The sequence below is a fragment of the Halobacillus sp. B23F22_1 genome, assembly GCF_043497005.1.
In the GTDB taxonomy this organism is placed as follows: Bacteria; Bacillota; Bacilli; order Bacillales; family Halobacillaceae; genus Halobacillus_A.
In genome coordinates, this window is sequence record NZ_JBIEKE010000001.1 from 579,637 (window position 1) to 594,139 (window position 14,503).

The window sequence follows — 14,503 nt, forward strand, 5'->3', positions numbered from 1 at the left end:
ATTTTTGGTTTCAAACTTATATCGTTCTTTAGCCAGACAACGTATAGATGGTTTTTAGGAGTAGCTATTTGAACAGACGTATGGGTTTTAAATTGATCTCTGTTGACGCCATGAGCATCGTTCGGTGGTGACGCCTGGTCGATTAAAACCGGCCACGTCCTGAGGCCGCACGTCCGGTGCGTTTCGGGAACAGCGCGAGCCGAAGATCCACTTAGTCAAGTGAACTTCTTGACAAGTTAGCTGAGGACGCTCCCGCGGCAAGCATCCACCGAAAAGCGATTCGTGAGGCTTATTAAGATTAGATAGGACTAATATAAAAAAATCCGAACGGAGGTCTACAGCATCGTTCGGATTTTTTATGCTTTATTCAGTTTTATCCTAGTCGTTTTTTAAAAGATGATATGAGCGATTAGTGCGATTACTGGTAACGTGATAATCGTACGCAGAAGGAAGATAATGAATAAATCCTTCAAGTTAACCGGAACTTTAGAACCGAGCAGCAATCCACCGACTTCAGACATGTAAATAAGCTGAGTGACAGAGAGACTGGCGATAATAAAGCGGGTCATTTCACTTTCTATACCAGAGCCGATAATGGCTGGTAAAAACATATCCGCAAAACCAACGAGAATGGTTTCAGAAGCCGCCTGCGCCTGTGGAACTTGCAGAAGTTCAAGTAACGGAATAAATGGATACCCGAGCCAAGTAAATACTGGCGTAAATTCTGCGATAACGAGCGCAATCGTTCCTAACGCCATAACGATGGGTGCGACACCCATCCACATATCTAATATATTCTGTCCGCCTTCTTTAAAGAAGTTACCAGGACCTTTTGCTTTGCTTCCCCGTTGAACAGCCTGCGCGTATGCATAAGAGAAGGTGCTGTGTTCTTCAGGTATTTTTTCATCTATATCGTCTGCTTCGTCCGTAACATAAGTATCGGCTTTACGTGACAGCGGTGGAATTCTAGGCATGATCAGGGCAGCGATGAAACCGGCTATAGCCACAGTTAAATAAAACGGAATAAACATATGGCCGAGGTCAACCTCTTCAATAACAACGATACTGAAGGTGATGGAAACAACTGAGAAAGTTGTCCCGATCACGGCAGCTTCTCGTTTTGTATAATATCCCTCTTCATACTGTTTACTCGTAAGCAGGACACCAATCGTTCCGTCTCCTAACCACGAAGCTAAGGAGTCAATAGAAGAACGGCCTGGCAGTCGAAATAAAGGACGCATAACTTTTGTCAATAAAACACCAAATAACTCTAAAAGTCCAAAGTTAAGTAATAATGGTAAAAATAAACCAGCAAAAAGGAAAACAGCAAACAATACGTGGAGTAAGTCGTCTAACAGCAGGCCGCCTGTTACATCAGAAGTAATGGCTTCAGGGCCGACTTGAAAGTAGACCATAATGGCGAAGATCATACCAAGTACACGTGTAATGACCCAGACGGCTGGCACATTAAATAACGATTTAAAGAATGGGGTGCCGTTTAACTTATCTGGTCCTATCAATTTAACGAATACAGTAAGGATGGCTGTAATCGAAATAATAAACATCATAATAAAAGATAATACACCAGCTAATTCCTCTTGAAGCCATCCCGCAAGAATAGCGATTAATATTGTAACACTGCCATCATCGTAAAAAGGAATCATGAATAAAATGATGCCTAATATAGATGGAATAATAAACTTCAAGTGAGAAAAAGCACTAAAATCTCTTGCTTTCATAAAGAGCTCTCCTGTCTATGAATAATATAAGAATAAATATACAGCGTTATTTATTTTAATACGGATAGGTTGAAAATCCAATAGAAAAATTTAGTTTCCTTTACAATTCTCTATAGTGCAGGAAAATCCTTCTCTCAACCGATGTATTTTTTCAAAATACGATCTACACCCGGTCCGTAGCTTTCTCCAAATAGATTTAAGTGCACGAGTAAATAGAACAATTGATAAACAGGTTTTACATCTTCATAATCGCTTCGTAAAGGAGAATTCTGCTCATAGGCTGCATAAAATGAGCTGGAAAAGCCCCCGAACAGTTCCGTAAAGGCAATTTCAAAAGCAGGGTCGCCATATAAGATCGAAGGGTCGATTAAATAAGGTTCACCCTCAGCACCTGCTAAGTAATTTCCACCCCACAAATCACCATGTAAAAGAGAAGCAGAAGGAGACGCAGGAATAAATCTTTCAAGCTGGTTGATTAGTTTTTCAAGCTTTTCCCGTCTTTGACTGCCTAGTCGTCCATTTTTCAGCGCAAGATTATATTGGTGCCGCAGGCGATTCTCTCGATAGTACTCAACCCAGCTTTCGTTCCAGCCGTTTGGTTGATTGAGTTCACCGACAAATGTGGGTTCCCCAAAGCCGTATTGGTTGGAAGTATGCTGATGCATTCTGGCTAATTTCTCTCCAAGAAGGTCAGATGATTGAGCCGATTCCATTCCCTCAATCCACTCAAGTGCCAGCATTCCGATTTCCCCATCGGTCGGTTCATCATAATAATATACTTTGGGGACCGCCACCGTTTCCGTCTTGCGTATCGCTTCCAAACCCGTCGCTTCTGCTTTGAAAAAATGATCTGGTACATTTTGGTTGCCTTTTATAAAATAGGTGTTGTTTTCAGTCGCTACGTAAAAAGCTTCATTAATATCACCTCCACTCACGGGACGGATTTCCTTAATGGTCGAATGGTCATTGATCTGACGTACCACTCGTTCGATATGTTGTTTCATAACTTTAGCCTCCTTCATGACTAGTGAATGTTTCCCTTTTTACGATCAAACCAATCTACTGTATAAAAAAGAACCAGAAGTTTATTTACTCTGGTTCTTTAATGCAATAAAGTGTTATTTGTTTCTGCGCCAACTTCTTTTTCATAAGCAAAAATGGTGTGAATTTCCACGAATCCTAATCGTTCATATAATTGAGCGGCCGAATCATTATTTATCCGCACTGAGATCGTTACAATTTCAGCGTCAAACACATAAAACGCATATTGAAGCGCATGCTCCATCAGTGCGGAGCCAATTCCTCGCCCGCGTGCATCAGGATGAACATTCACAAAGCAAATTTCACCTTCATCAGGTGAAACCAATTCAAAGTAAAGGTACCCTTCCAGTGTACCTGCATTCTTGTAACCCCATAGCTTATTGGATTCTTTATCAGCCAGTTCTATCATTTCATTTGTCGTATAGTAAGCACCCGACGGATGAAGCTCATGGAGGGCTGCGTGCTCATATTCTTGAATCTCTTCAATCTTTTCAGCCTTCTCTGAAGAAGGAGAAAAGCGGGAGTGGTGGAGGGCCATCGTTTTTTCTCTGTTGTATAAATGAAATTGGTGGCGCTCGGCAAAAGCGACAAGATCCTGATTCGCCTTAAAGCAGGCTACTTTTACAGCATCAAAATGCAGTTGGATCGTTAAAGAAGCTTTTTCCCACAGCCCTTCAAAAACATCTGTGCCGCTTTTTACTGAAAAAGGACCAAGGAGACGGCAGAGCTTTTGTTCGAAAAAAGGTAGAATGCCAATAAATCCGATAATCTTATCATCTTCCCACGCGACGTAAGCGAGCGGCTCATGAAACTGCGTCAGTGTCCATATTTGTTCAAATATTTCATTCGGATCAGAGGCTAACCAAGCAACATAATGCTTATCCTGCTCGTTCATTCCATGAAGCCACTCGGCCACAGTATGTAATTGTCGAACTTCTAATTCTTGGATCTGCATATAGATCACCTTTCCTGCCTTTTGATAAAAGCATGCCACAAGAGGGGAGGGGAGTAAAGAGATTCATAGAAAAAGCCAACCAGTGCGGGGGGCTGGTTGGCTTGCTTTAGATATTATTTCGGCCCTTTTCCTTTCCCAGGCTTATCTTTTCCTTTACCTTTCCCCGGTTTATCTTTTTTAGGTCCTTTTTCTTTATACTCAATCTCATATTCAAACGGTGCAGGATTTAGTTCATCCTGAGGCGCTGCATAGTAAGTGGTCATATACGTTTTTCCAGGGCGGAAGGCTTTCTTAATGTTTAAAGCGTCTTCTTCCGTAACGTTAAATGGATCCACTTCAATTACTTTATGCTTGCCGCCTTTATTTTCTTTAATAAAAGTAACGCCATAGTTGACATAGTTTTCTTTCAACTCATTTTCGTTGACAAAGTCCTCTTCAATATTACTGTTACCATTAAGTGCAACGTTAGCTTCAGGGATCGTGATATTATCAACAAACCATCCCTCATTAGTTGTTCCCCAGTCTGTCAGGTAGCGGAAAGAGACCAGCACTTCTTCGCCGGCATATTCAGAGAGGTTGAACGTTTCATTTTCGTAGCCTTCAAATGTTCCTGTGAATCCAGGGACGTTTTCTTTAATCTTAGGATAACCTTCCTCAACCACGTCAGAGCGGGTATTTTCGTTTTCTAAAGAAGTCCATGTTTCACCATTATCGGTAGAAACCTGTACCACCCCGAAGTCCCATTGCTCTTCAATATCAGCGTAGTGATCGAAATTCAATGTTGCTTCACTTAAACCGGTAAGGTCGGCTTCGAAGATCAATTTGTTGTCGGCTTCGTCTCCGGAGCCGCCAAACAATACCTGCTCACCGCTTCCCAGCGGGTCGTCCGTTGCTTCCCATTGAATAGGCATGAAGTCTATGCCGTTAAAGCTGAAGTCTTCTACTTTTTGACCAGGCTCAATGTTGAATTCTTTAAAGTCGGTACCCCAGGCAGGTACACCTTCTTTTTCAAAGTCTTTCGCTTTTTCAAAGTCAACGGTCATGCCGCGTGTTTCACCATCTCCAGTTGGCAGGTCCCGGAGGTCGATGTTTTCAAAGCCGTATTTTCCGCCTTTGTATTTGTTATCATCCAATACTAAAGCAGAGGTGAAGTCCTGATAGACTTCGTTAAATGTGACGCCAAGATCAAACTCTTTGTAAGCTTCTTCAAAGCTTCCAATACTGTTCAACTCATCTGTTGCTACGTAACGGATGAACTCCTGTCCGAATCTTTCGTAGTTATAAAGCGTAAACAGCTGAACTAACCCATAGTCAGCAATCGTTTCAGGCCCTGTTTCTGCATCAACATGCTCGTCCCAGTTAGTCAAAGAGTTCTCTGGGTGATCCAAAAAGAAATTAATCGATCCTTCGGACATGCCGTAGCCGCCAAGGTATTCAGAGAAGGTAGACATTCCTTCGTTTAACCAGCTCGTTTCATCACCATCGTTGTCAGCATGAATCAAGTGCTGAAGCTCGTGGATCGTTGTTCCAAAGAAAGTGCTCTCCAGTCGTGTATCCCAATCTCTTGAATCAATCGTAATCATATTACGGTCTATATAGTTTTCTAATGTCTGCCAGAAGAAACCGGCAACGAAGAAAGGATATTCCGGATCGTAGTAGTTCTCATCCTTAACATTATCCACCATGATCATTACCTTGTCGCCGTCACCTTCGTAATACCCTTCAGGAAGTCCGACCATTTCTGGCAGGGGAGAGTTACTTCCATCCAATTCGTCAGGCATTCCAAAGAAATCAGTAGCTACGGGATACATATTACTGTCGAATTCTTCAGCCATTGTATCAGCTTGAGCCTGAGTAACAACATGAGGATCGCGAGGATCTCCCTCTTCAAAAGATAAATCATTTGCCACCCAAACTTCAGAATGCTCCCCAACACTTTGGAGAGTAAACTCTTTAAAAGCTAAGTCACGGTCTAAAAATAGTTTTGTTTCTCCTTCACTGTATGTAGTACTTGTTGCATTACCGCCGCTCTCTGAGTCTGAAGAAGATTCATCCTCATTTAAGTTCGTCTCCTCAGCACTTTCCTTCACCTTTTGATTCGCTTCCTGCTCAAAACCTTCCTGCTCTGATTGCTTCTGAAGCTGTCCATCAATATCGATGCGATCTGTATAACGTTCCGTATTCCAGTTTTCATACGTTGAGCTTGCACTGACATCTGTAGCTGCTGCAGGGGAGAACAACGACAGCGTAAGTGCACTGACTGAAAGTAATGCAGTCATTTGTTTTTTCATGTGCATGAATACCTCCTAATGTGGAATTGTTTCGTGACCCGCAATTTCCATTATAAGACGTTTGCGCTAAATATTCAAAATATTTCGAATAGTAAATTGGAAGGATTTTTAAGTTGGAGGGTAAATTAGTTTGTCGAACTTTATGCCTGTTTAATAGACATAAATGACTACTTATGGTGGTTGGTAGAAGATTATATGGATTTCTGGCTAAGTGTTGACTTTTGTATGTGTCTTTTACATTAGTGATTATTATTGTTCTATTATTCATAGGTCAAATGGCAGGATAAACCTTTATAGAAATGATAAAAAATTATTTCTACTGCCTTTAGCAATGAAGGATTACTTTTCCTGCGTGACTTAATGAACACGCAGGAATGTCAGGATTTTCTTTAAGAAATACTGATTAATAATAAGAAGCGCAGGGTAATGGTTAATGTGTGTGTACAGATGGGGGAGATCGTGGTGAATCACAGGCTGAAATACATATCGATTTATCGAATCACCATCATTGTGTGGATGTCCGTTAAGTTTCTTATGCAGATTCTTTGGTTCAAAAATACAAATCGAATTTGGGATCAGGAAACAAAGCAGAAGTGGGAAGTCCTGCTCAGAAAGCAGGCCGGGGAATATAGAAGAAATGCAATCCGTTTAGGAGGGCTGCTCATTAAGTTTGGACAGTTCCTCAGTTCTCGGGGAGATTTACTGCCCCAATCATTTATTCGGGAGTTAGAAGGTTTAGTCGACCGAGTAGAGCCGGTTCCTTTTGCCTATTCTAAACAGACAATTGAAGAGGACTGGGGTGTTCCTCTTGATAACCACCTGCGTTATATTGATGAAAAGTCGATTGCTTCGGCTTCCATAGGCGAAGTTTATAAAGCAGAGCTGCAAGATGGAACGCCTGTAGCTGTTAAAGTACAGCGTTATCGTGTGAAAGAAATCTTTCAAATGGATTTTAAAGCGCTGCGCATCGTGTTTTTTATTCTATCAAGATTTACGAAGTATGGTAAAAAAGCAGATTTACCTGCGCTATACAGAGAAGTAGTGGCTGTGATCACAAATGAACTTGATTTTTCGATGGAATTAAATAACGGGAATCATTTTAAAAAAAGGTTTAAAGACTTTGAAGATGTATATATACCGGACTATTACAGTGATTTATCCACGAAACGTGTGCTCGTCATGGAATGGATTGAGGGTGCGAAAATTACTGATTTAGCATTTATTAATCGTCATCAAATTAATCGAGAGAGAATCGCTAAGGTATTATTTGATTTATGTGTGGAACAATTTTTATTTGCGGGAATGTTTCACTCGGATCCTCATCCTGGAAATCTATTGCTCAAACCGGACGGAACAGTCGTTATCATCGACTTTGGCATGGTCGGAGAGGTGAAGCAGCGTGACGCCAATTCCATTCGTATGATGGTTCAGGGATTCATCCTCGATGACTATGATCGAGTAATTGATGCATTGTGGGATATGGACTTCTTATTGCCTAATGCCGATACAGAGAAAGTTAAAAAAATGATCAAGCAAACGACGAATATGTATTTAGATGGCGATTTTGACAAACTCGATGCGCATTTAATGAATGAGATTTTAGAAGATATGCAGGAGTTCATTAAAGAACAGCCGATCCAGCTGCCGGCAGATTACGCTTTTTTGGGAAGAGCGACTTCTATCATCGTAGGTGTGCTCACTTCCGTTTACCCTCAAGTTGATCTAGTCGAGTGGGGGAGGCCTGTGATCAAAAAATGGATGATAGGAGAGAATTCTACATTTTCTCTTTATAGAGATGTAGCCAAAGATACCGCTAAACCGTTAATGTCATTGCCGAGAGCCTTAATAGAGTACTTGGAAGATGGCGATAAAGAACGGGAATGGAAGTCGAAAAATCAGCAGCGGCGGTTATTTCATCAGTTTTACCTCTTTTATTCCTGGCTTTCATTTCTCTTACTTATCGGAGGAACTGGTGGATTAATATACATGCTTCAAACGGGAGACGCCTCCTATATGACGTTAGGATGGGTTGTGACCTCTATTGGAGGGGTGAGTTTCTTCATTATAGGAATCAAACATTTTCGTATGATCAAAAACATAAGACAATAGCGAGGAGGAGTTATGATGAGTTTATTACGAAAAGGTTTTTATTTAGGGTTAGGAGCGGCCATCAGCGGTAAGGAGAAATTTGAAAAAGTATTAAATGAAATGGTTAGTAAGGGGGAGGTTTCTCCATCAGAAGCCAGAGAAATGCTGAATTCCTGGATGTCAAAAGGGGAAGAGAAGAATAATGAATGGAATGAACAAGCACAGGCGCGCATGCAGGATCATGTGAAAGAGCTTGGCTTTGTGACGCGTGAAGAATATGAACTGCTCGAAGCCAGGCTGACCCGGTTAGAAAACCAAAACTCGAATGATATGTAAAATAGACTCCCTTTTCTGTACCTTTAGAAAAGGGAGTCATGTTAAAAAAGCTTGGGCGATGTAAACATGGGAGAGCGCGGCTCCTTCTTTTCCATCCGCTTTTATAATAATCGGCTTACGGTACCATCGTATAATGGATGGTCTGCCAACATCTCTGATTCCATAAGGGCAAGACATATCCGCAAATTTTTCTAGTGATCTTTTATCGAAAAAGGGTTGGAGAAACGGCGACACTCCTATGGTGGATACGAATAAGGTGTGACCCCGGAGGGCGTATAGCCCGAGGAGGCAGACCATTCGCCCATGGAAAGGGAGCTGTTTCTCCAACCCTTTAATCTACCTAACGCCAGGAATTTTTACACAAGGTAAAAAAACCTGTAGATAAAACTCCCTTTTCTGCATCTAGAAAAGGAAGTTTTTATTGGTTTAGAAAAAAGTCCAGCTTACAGGCTTATTAGGTTCCTTAAAAAGATTGATCGCTTTTTTAATCTCATCTTCACTTCCAGAAGCTTCCGCCTTATTGTAGGCAAGAAGTTTTTGTAAGGTAATACAGCCCATCAATAGAGAGGAAAGATCAGCAATAGCTAAAGATAACGTCACCCCATGAGATAGAGGTTCCTCTTGTCGTTCAGGTCTGCCGTGTTTAAATTGATAGGCGTATGTTTCTTGCTTGTCCATAAGAGAATCAGTAACTTCAAAGTTTATCGCAACAGTTTGAGAACCAAAAGAATAATCTCTGATATATTCCATGAACAATGGAACATTGAGGATACGGTACATTAAACCTGTACCTCTTTCGTGGGTTTGGTGATAAATACGGTGAATTAAACGATTGGCGTCATGCCTTGGATCATTGAGTAAAAAAGCAAAGTCATCATCAAATGTCGGAAAGATAATCGTGCTCACCTGGTCCTTTTGCTGATGAAGGAAGTTTAAGAAAGCTTGAATGGCTGCATTGGTATTCGCGAACCAATCAAGTATTTTCAACTCATGGGTAAAGTCGTGCTGGTGCTTCATTTCATAAACGACGTATCCTTGAAGCTGTCCGTTTACCCGGTATCCGACCGTATGCGTATGAGTAAAGCCGATATGACGGAATTCATAATCTTGTTTATCGCACGCGCCATGTGTATCTTCTGCCCAGTTGTGATAGCAGCGTTTGATCTCTTCGGTATCATTTTCTCCCAGGGGAACAACCGCTTCTGCTTCAAGGTAATAGGGCACTTGATAAGGGGAAATGCGGAAAACATTGAGCTGCGGACCAAAGCCAAAACCCATTTTACGGTAAAAATCCGGACGAAAAGGGTAAAGCTGAATGAGAGCGAAGCCTTCATTCTTTGACTTTTCAATGGCGTGCTTAATCATTTTTTTGGCAATCCCCTGCTTTTTGTAAGGGAGGTCAACTGCTAAGGTTCCTACACCAGTGGAAGGCAGAGTTTGTCCATACACGTTCATAGGAAACATATAATGAATGTAACCCGACTTCAGATTCTCTTCATCATAATAGCCGAAGTGAGAAACGGTTTCGTATTGGTTCATCCGTTCTCGGTGCTTCGTCGCCTCTTTTATATCCTCATTTTCTGTCATTTCCATCATTGGATAGCAGCGGCTTAACATCTCAGTAAATAGCTGAAACTCTTTCATTTCCTTAAATTCCATAGTTTTCACTCCTTCTTCTCGATTGGGTCCATCTATAGAATACAAGTAATAGATAGAAAACGCCAAAGACAAGAAGACCTAAATTCACTTGATAGCCAAGCCCAATATCGAGAAGCTTAAGAGCTGGGAACGATGCTGGGGGCTCGGTTAAAAATAAATAATTGGTATGAAAAATTGAATTGAAAATACCGGCAGCTAAGGCATAAACGACGAGGTAACAATACGTTTCACACATCACTTTGAAATGAATAGGGGCAGACGTCGTGACGACGAGAAACAACCCCGTCCACGGAATTGCCATATGGTGGATGAAAAATTTCCAATATCGAAAATGTTCATACCCATGAGGGATCTCAGGCGTAATTAACGCGATGACTGCTGGAAGAATACCGATGAAAAAGTTGATCTGGATCATTTTTTTATTATAAGTAAGCAGTGAAATCATACCGATAAGAGAGGCAATACCACATAGATGAAGCGGAAGATACTCATAAGTTGTAAACAAACCGTGAGCATAGGCCCAGTACTGATAACTTGCCTCGGAAAGAAGAAGTGAAACTAGCAGCATCCATCTAACGATTTTATGGGCCTTGCTGCCTTTTACGAGATGTTTTTTATTAAGAAGGAGAAGGATCACCCCTAAACCGAATAGAAAGAGCATCACCAAATGACTTATTCCAAACATAATGAAGGGGTGATCGCTTCCTGCTGCAAACCATTTATTCATATAATAACCCCCTAGTGGTGCCAGCGCACCTGTGCTATGATTTTATCATACTGCTTCGTCACGGAAGAGGTGGGAAAATGACTGAAGTCAATTGTTTTACGTGTCAGCATTTTCATACGACGTGGAACCCTCAATTTCCAAGAGGATGTAAAGTGTACGGATTTAAGGGAAAAGAGATGCCCTCTCAAACGGTTTTACGAACAACGGGCACCGCTTGTCTACAGTATGAGCGTAAATTAGCGGATCATGCTGGTTTGACAAAGAAAAAACGTCGTAATCTGTAAATATATTGAAATATCAGATTTTATATATTCTCTACATAAAAAGTGTGGTATGCTGATGAATATTTAGAACTAGATTGAAGGGAGATGAAATATTGATGGAAAGAGAGAAGTGGGGCACGAAGCTTGGCTTCATGCTTGCTGCAATGGGATCAGCCGTCGGTTTAGGAAACATATGGCGTTTCTCTTTTGTAGCAGGTAACAATGGAGGAGGCGCCTTTTTAATTTTATATCTCTTATTCGTGATTTTAATTGCTGTACCTCTTCTGCTGACTGAAGTCAGCATTGGACGTAAAGCTCAAAGTGACGTTGTAGGTTCATATAAAAAACTGGCACCAGGAACTCCGTGGTTTTTAACTGGATTCTTCGGTGTATTAAGTGCTTTTTTAATTTTAGGTTTTTACAGTGTAGTGGCAGGATGGTCTATTTATTACTTTACAAATTACATTACAGGTAATTTTGCTACTCAGCCTGCAGGCGGATATGAAGGTGCATTCGGCATGTTTATTTCTGATTCCTGGCAGCCCTTGTTTTGGGTAGCATTATTTATGGCTTTAACGATTTTTATTGTAGTCAGTGGTGTTAAAAAAGGTATTGAAGCGGCTAATAAAATATTTATGCCAGTCCTTGCTATCATATTAATTTTTCTTGCATTTTATAGTATTTCGTTAGAAGGGGCTTCAGAAGGGTTGAGGTTCTTGTTCTCACCAGACTGGTCAGCTTTCAGCGAACCTTCGATTTACATTGCAGCACTGGGCCAGGCCTTTTTCTCCCTAAGCTTAGGTATGGGGGCGATGCTGACGTACGGAAGCTACCTTTCAAAAGAGCATAAGCTTCCTGGGGCGACGATGGGAATCGGCTTAATGGACTCGTTCTTTGCGATTATTTCAGGGATCGTTATTTTCCCAGCAGTCTTCGCCTTTGGCATTGACCCGTCTTCCGGACCGCCGCTCGTATTTATTACGTTACCTAGTATTTTTGAACAGCTGCCATTTGGCGGAGTTGTCGGGCTTGTATTTTTCTTCGCTCTTGTCCTAGCGGCGCTTTCGTCTTCGGTTTCAATTTTAGAAGTGCCGACGGCGTACTTTATGCGTGTCTTTAATTGGTCCCGCCGCTTTACGAGTTTACTTATGGGCGCTATTATGTTTGCGCTGGGTATTATTGTTTCTCTTGGCTTTGGTATTTGGTCAGGGGTAACACCGATTGGAGATAATGGGATTTTAGATTCTATGGACTATGTAGCCTCTAACGTTCTATTACCGCTGGGCGGCTTAACGATGGCTTTATTTGTCGGCTGGTATTTTACGAAGCAGCAAGCATTGGAAGCTACTGATTTCACTGGCTCTGCAGTAGGTAATGTATGGTACGCCATTATTAAATTTGTGGCACCAATACTAATTGTTCTTATTTTCTTGAACGCTTTAGGTTTTATTTAAAAGCGAAGCTGCCTTTTAGTGAGGCAGCTTTTTTTGATGAGTCATTTTTGCTCTTCAAACGGTGCAGCTGCGGGAGTGTTTATGCTGGTTGGTGCTTCCGTTGTTTCGTGGGGATTTTATCTGGAAGCATAAAGGGTACCAGGTACCGAAAAGCTGTAAAAGAGCGAAGTGCTAAGTGTGAATTTCGGTACCTGGTACCCGGTTTGAGAGGAAGATGAAGTCGAGCCCACGGAAAGCGAAGTGTTTTGACGGAGCGATAGTAAGAATCATTTATGGGCACATAAATAATCCGAACTGATTTTAAAATATCGTTCGGATTATATTATGCCTTGTTCCGTTTTATCTCAGCCTCATGTACATGCAGGATAGCCGTTAATTTGTAAATCATGTTATGATAAGTGCGGATAAGTTAATTAAGGATAAAAGGAGTCTCATGAAATGGCAATTTCAAATCAAACGATACTCAAAAAAATGTCGAGTGAGATACAAGAAGCGATGTTAAACCACGGAGACGATTCCCGGGTGCGTGAACATGTGCGAGCAGTGAAGCTAATGGCTGATCTCGTGCTTGATGAAGGAAGCGCATCATCTGCTTCATCTTTAGCTAGTCAGAAAAGCTCAGTTCAAGAACCTACTGTAGAAGAGATCAGAAAGATGATGGGAAGCGATCAACCTGTCCAAAAGTCTTCATCAACTGATAAACCGTCAGAAGAACATGACGATGCAAATGGAAAGTCGATTTTTGATTTTTAAGGGGTGACATACATTGAAGATATTTTTACTATTAGGAGCGCTGAATGGATTTCTAGCCGTAGCACTTGGTGCATTTGGGGCCCATGGTTTAGAAGGGAAAGTTTCAGCCAAAGGATTAAGTCAGTGGGAGAAAGCTGTTAATTATCAAATGTTTCATACGATGGCTTTATTCGTTACCGGGTTATTAATGAGCAAAATCCAGACGGGATTGTTGACCGGAGCGGGTTGGTTTTTCTTCATTGGGATTATTTTATTTTCAGGAAGCTTATACATTTATGCTCCATCTGGAATCAAAACGTTTGCCATGATTACGCCGCTCGGTGGATTATCCTTTCTCGTGGGCTGGATTTTGCTCGGTTATGCTGTTATGAAGCATTTCTAAAAGAAGAGGATCGTTGTAAATAGAAGGATGATAACTGCACGCAGCAACTGGCTTACACAAGAAGCAAGTTGCTGCTTTTTATATTCAATTAAACCTTCAACAAGTAAGCTTATGGATAAAATATAGAACATAAACAGGATGAGCCACTGGTTATCTAAATGGAAAATAGCAACAACAGCAAGTAAAATAGCAATACAAAGTGAAGCAACCTGTAAGCGGACGAGCGGTTCATAGGGATGTCTCATTAGATCACCCCTTTCTGCAATAGTAAGCGAAAGTTAACGGGGAGAATAGTTGGTCAATCCGTTATTTCCACCATTGTAGGGATAGCTGTAATTGATTTCTTCATCAAATGTAATGTAATCCAGATAAACCATAAGCAGAATGTAGCGTTTACCGGTTTGAGGGTCACTTAATATAATATGATCACGTCCAGCAGCTTCAATAATTCCTTTGAAAACTTTCGCATTCCATTCCTCGTTGTTTTCAAATGTCATATATACTGTAGCTTCTTTACCCCGGTTTAATCGCAGAATATTTTCAATGTAGGATTCTTCTACAGGGAGCATCCCATTCCCGTTGTTATTTCCATTAGTAGGTCCGTTATTGTTATTGTTCCCGTTAGACATATAGGGGACTTGCATTCCGTTCATGCCATTTCCATTATTGTTATTATTCCCATTATTGCCGTTGTTTGCGTTTGTACTGTAATAACCATTTGATCCATTGGCACTCGCCATTGCATATTGGTACATATATGGATGGCCCGGATAGTAAGGCATTCCTGCATTCATCCCCTGCATCCCCTGCATTCC

At 41.2% G+C, this 14,503-nt stretch carries 14 protein-coding genes; 6 read left to right on the plus strand and 8 right to left on the minus strand.

Going from position 1 to position 14,503, the window contains the following annotated elements:
- Nucleotides 1–389 precede the first annotated feature (389 nt).
- The 4 genes from ACGTNH_RS02850 to ACGTNH_RS02865 all read right to left on the minus strand — a co-directional run bounded on the left by ACGTNH_RS02850 (nucleotide 390) and on the right by ACGTNH_RS02865 (nucleotide 6,026).
- Nucleotides 390–1,739, minus strand: a complete 1,350-nt coding sequence (locus ACGTNH_RS02850; protein ID WP_394584872.1) for a YjiH family protein — start codon at nucleotides 1,737–1,739, stop codon at nucleotides 390–392.
- Nucleotides 1,740–1,873: 134 nt separating this feature from the next.
- Nucleotides 1,874–2,743 carry a fructosamine kinase family protein gene (locus tag ACGTNH_RS02855; protein ID WP_394584873.1) on the minus strand — a complete coding sequence of 290 codons (870 nt, stop codon included), beginning with the start codon at nucleotides 2,741–2,743 and terminating at the stop codon, nucleotides 1,874–1,876.
- 98 nt (nucleotides 2,744–2,841) lie between these two features.
- Complete coding sequence (locus ACGTNH_RS02860; RefSeq protein ID WP_394584874.1) at nucleotides 2,842–3,735, minus strand: GNAT family N-acetyltransferase; 894 nt, start codon at nucleotides 3,733–3,735, stop codon at nucleotides 2,842–2,844.
- A gap of 113 nt (nucleotides 3,736–3,848) precedes the next feature.
- Entirely contained in the window at nucleotides 3,849–6,026 is a 2,178-nt protein-coding gene (locus ACGTNH_RS02865; RefSeq protein WP_394584875.1) for a peptidase M6, read from the minus strand.
- Nucleotides 6,027–6,488: 462 nt separating this feature from the next.
- On the opposite strand from ACGTNH_RS02865, the gene ACGTNH_RS02870 reads away from it, so the two are divergent.
- Nucleotides 6,489–8,135 carry an ABC1 kinase family protein gene (locus ACGTNH_RS02870; protein WP_394584876.1) on the plus strand — a complete coding sequence of 549 codons (1,647 nt, stop codon included), beginning with the start codon at nucleotides 6,489–6,491 and terminating at the stop codon, nucleotides 8,133–8,135.
- A 15-nt stretch (nucleotides 8,136–8,150) separates the two neighbouring features.
- Nucleotides 8,151–8,450 carry a phasin family protein gene (locus tag ACGTNH_RS02875; protein WP_188377364.1) on the plus strand — a complete coding sequence of 100 codons (300 nt, stop codon included), beginning with the start codon at nucleotides 8,151–8,153 and terminating at the stop codon, nucleotides 8,448–8,450.
- A gap of 426 nt (nucleotides 8,451–8,876) precedes the next feature.
- On the opposite strand, the gene ACGTNH_RS02880 is transcribed toward ACGTNH_RS02875, so the two are convergent.
- Both ACGTNH_RS02880 and ACGTNH_RS02885 read right to left on the minus strand, forming a co-directional pair.
- Nucleotides 8,877–10,109 (minus strand): GNAT family N-acetyltransferase, encoded by a 1,233-nt coding sequence (locus ACGTNH_RS02880; RefSeq protein WP_394584877.1) that lies wholly within the window; start codon nucleotides 10,107–10,109, stop codon nucleotides 8,877–8,879.
- Nucleotides 10,099–10,836, minus strand: coding sequence for a YwaF family protein (locus ACGTNH_RS02885; protein WP_394584878.1), 738 nt, complete (start codon nucleotides 10,834–10,836; stop codon nucleotides 10,099–10,101). Before ACGTNH_RS02885 ends, ACGTNH_RS02880 begins: the two co-directional genes overlap by 11 nt.
- A 77-nt stretch (nucleotides 10,837–10,913) precedes the next feature.
- Between ACGTNH_RS02885 and ACGTNH_RS02890 the strand changes: the two genes are divergently transcribed.
- The 4 genes from ACGTNH_RS02890 to ACGTNH_RS02905 all read left to right on the plus strand — a co-directional run bounded on the left by ACGTNH_RS02890 (nucleotide 10,914) and on the right by ACGTNH_RS02905 (nucleotide 13,688).
- Nucleotides 10,914–11,120, plus strand: coding sequence for a uracil-DNA glycosylase (locus tag ACGTNH_RS02890; protein WP_394584879.1), 207 nt, complete (start codon nucleotides 10,914–10,916; stop codon nucleotides 11,118–11,120).
- A 95-nt stretch (nucleotides 11,121–11,215) separates the two neighbouring features.
- Nucleotides 11,216–12,553 (plus strand): sodium-dependent transporter, encoded by a 1,338-nt coding sequence (locus tag ACGTNH_RS02895; protein WP_394584880.1) that lies wholly within the window; start codon nucleotides 11,216–11,218, stop codon nucleotides 12,551–12,553.
- Between the two features lie 438 nt (nucleotides 12,554–12,991).
- Nucleotides 12,992–13,306 carry a YwdI family protein gene (locus ACGTNH_RS02900; RefSeq protein ID WP_394584881.1) on the plus strand — a complete coding sequence of 105 codons (315 nt, stop codon included), beginning with the start codon at nucleotides 12,992–12,994 and terminating at the stop codon, nucleotides 13,304–13,306.
- A 13-nt stretch (nucleotides 13,307–13,319) separates the two neighbouring features.
- Nucleotides 13,320–13,688, plus strand: a complete 369-nt coding sequence (locus tag ACGTNH_RS02905) for a DUF423 domain-containing protein (protein ID WP_394584882.1) — start codon at nucleotides 13,320–13,322, stop codon at nucleotides 13,686–13,688.
- Here the strand turns inward: ACGTNH_RS02905 and ACGTNH_RS02910 are convergent.
- Together ACGTNH_RS02910 and gerQ are read right to left on the minus strand one after the other, a co-directional pair.
- On the minus strand, nucleotides 13,685–13,933 hold the full coding sequence (locus tag ACGTNH_RS02910) for a hypothetical protein (protein ID WP_394584883.1): 249 nt from the start codon (nucleotides 13,931–13,933) through the stop codon (nucleotides 13,685–13,687). The genes ACGTNH_RS02905 and ACGTNH_RS02910 overlap by 4 nt on opposite strands.
- Nucleotides 13,934–13,966: 33 nt before the next feature.
- Nucleotides 13,967–14,500 (minus strand): spore coat protein GerQ, encoded by a 534-nt coding sequence (gerQ, locus tag ACGTNH_RS02915; protein WP_394586119.1) that lies wholly within the window; start codon nucleotides 14,498–14,500, stop codon nucleotides 13,967–13,969.
- Nucleotides 14,501–14,503: the final 3 nt, after the last annotated feature.

Coding starts and splice junctions, on each gene's coding strand:
- ACGTNH_RS02910 (WP_394584883.1), bottom strand. CDS start 13,933: ATGAGACATCCCTATGAACCGCTCGTCCGCTTACAGGTTGCTTCACTT.
- ACGTNH_RS02855 (WP_394584873.1), bottom strand. CDS start 2,743: ATGAAACAACATATCGAACGAGTGGTACGTCAGATCAATGACCATTCG.
- ACGTNH_RS02850 (WP_394584872.1), bottom strand. CDS start 1,739: ATGAAAGCAAGAGATTTTAGTGCTTTTTCTCACTTGAAGTTTATTATT.
- ACGTNH_RS02860 (WP_394584874.1), bottom strand. CDS start 3,735: ATGCAGATCCAAGAATTAGAAGTTCGACAATTACATACTGTGGCCGAG.
- ACGTNH_RS02890 (WP_394584879.1), top strand. CDS start 10,914: ATGACTGAAGTCAATTGTTTTACGTGTCAGCATTTTCATACGACGTGG.
- ACGTNH_RS02865 (WP_394584875.1), bottom strand. CDS start 6,026: ATGAAAAAACAAATGACTGCATTACTTTCAGTCAGTGCACTTACGCTG.
- ACGTNH_RS02875 (WP_188377364.1), top strand. CDS start 8,151: ATGAGTTTATTACGAAAAGGTTTTTATTTAGGGTTAGGAGCGGCCATC.
- ACGTNH_RS02895 (WP_394584880.1), top strand. CDS start 11,216: ATGGAAAGAGAGAAGTGGGGCACGAAGCTTGGCTTCATGCTTGCTGCA.
- ACGTNH_RS02885 (WP_394584878.1), bottom strand. CDS start 10,836: ATGAATAAATGGTTTGCAGCAGGAAGCGATCACCCCTTCATTATGTTT.
- ACGTNH_RS02880 (WP_394584877.1), bottom strand. CDS start 10,109: ATGGAATTTAAGGAAATGAAAGAGTTTCAGCTATTTACTGAGATGTTA.
- ACGTNH_RS02900 (WP_394584881.1), top strand. CDS start 12,992: ATGGCAATTTCAAATCAAACGATACTCAAAAAAATGTCGAGTGAGATA.
- gerQ (WP_394586119.1), bottom strand. CDS start 14,500: ATGCAGGGGATGCAGGGGATGAATGCAGGAATGCCTTACTATCCGGGC.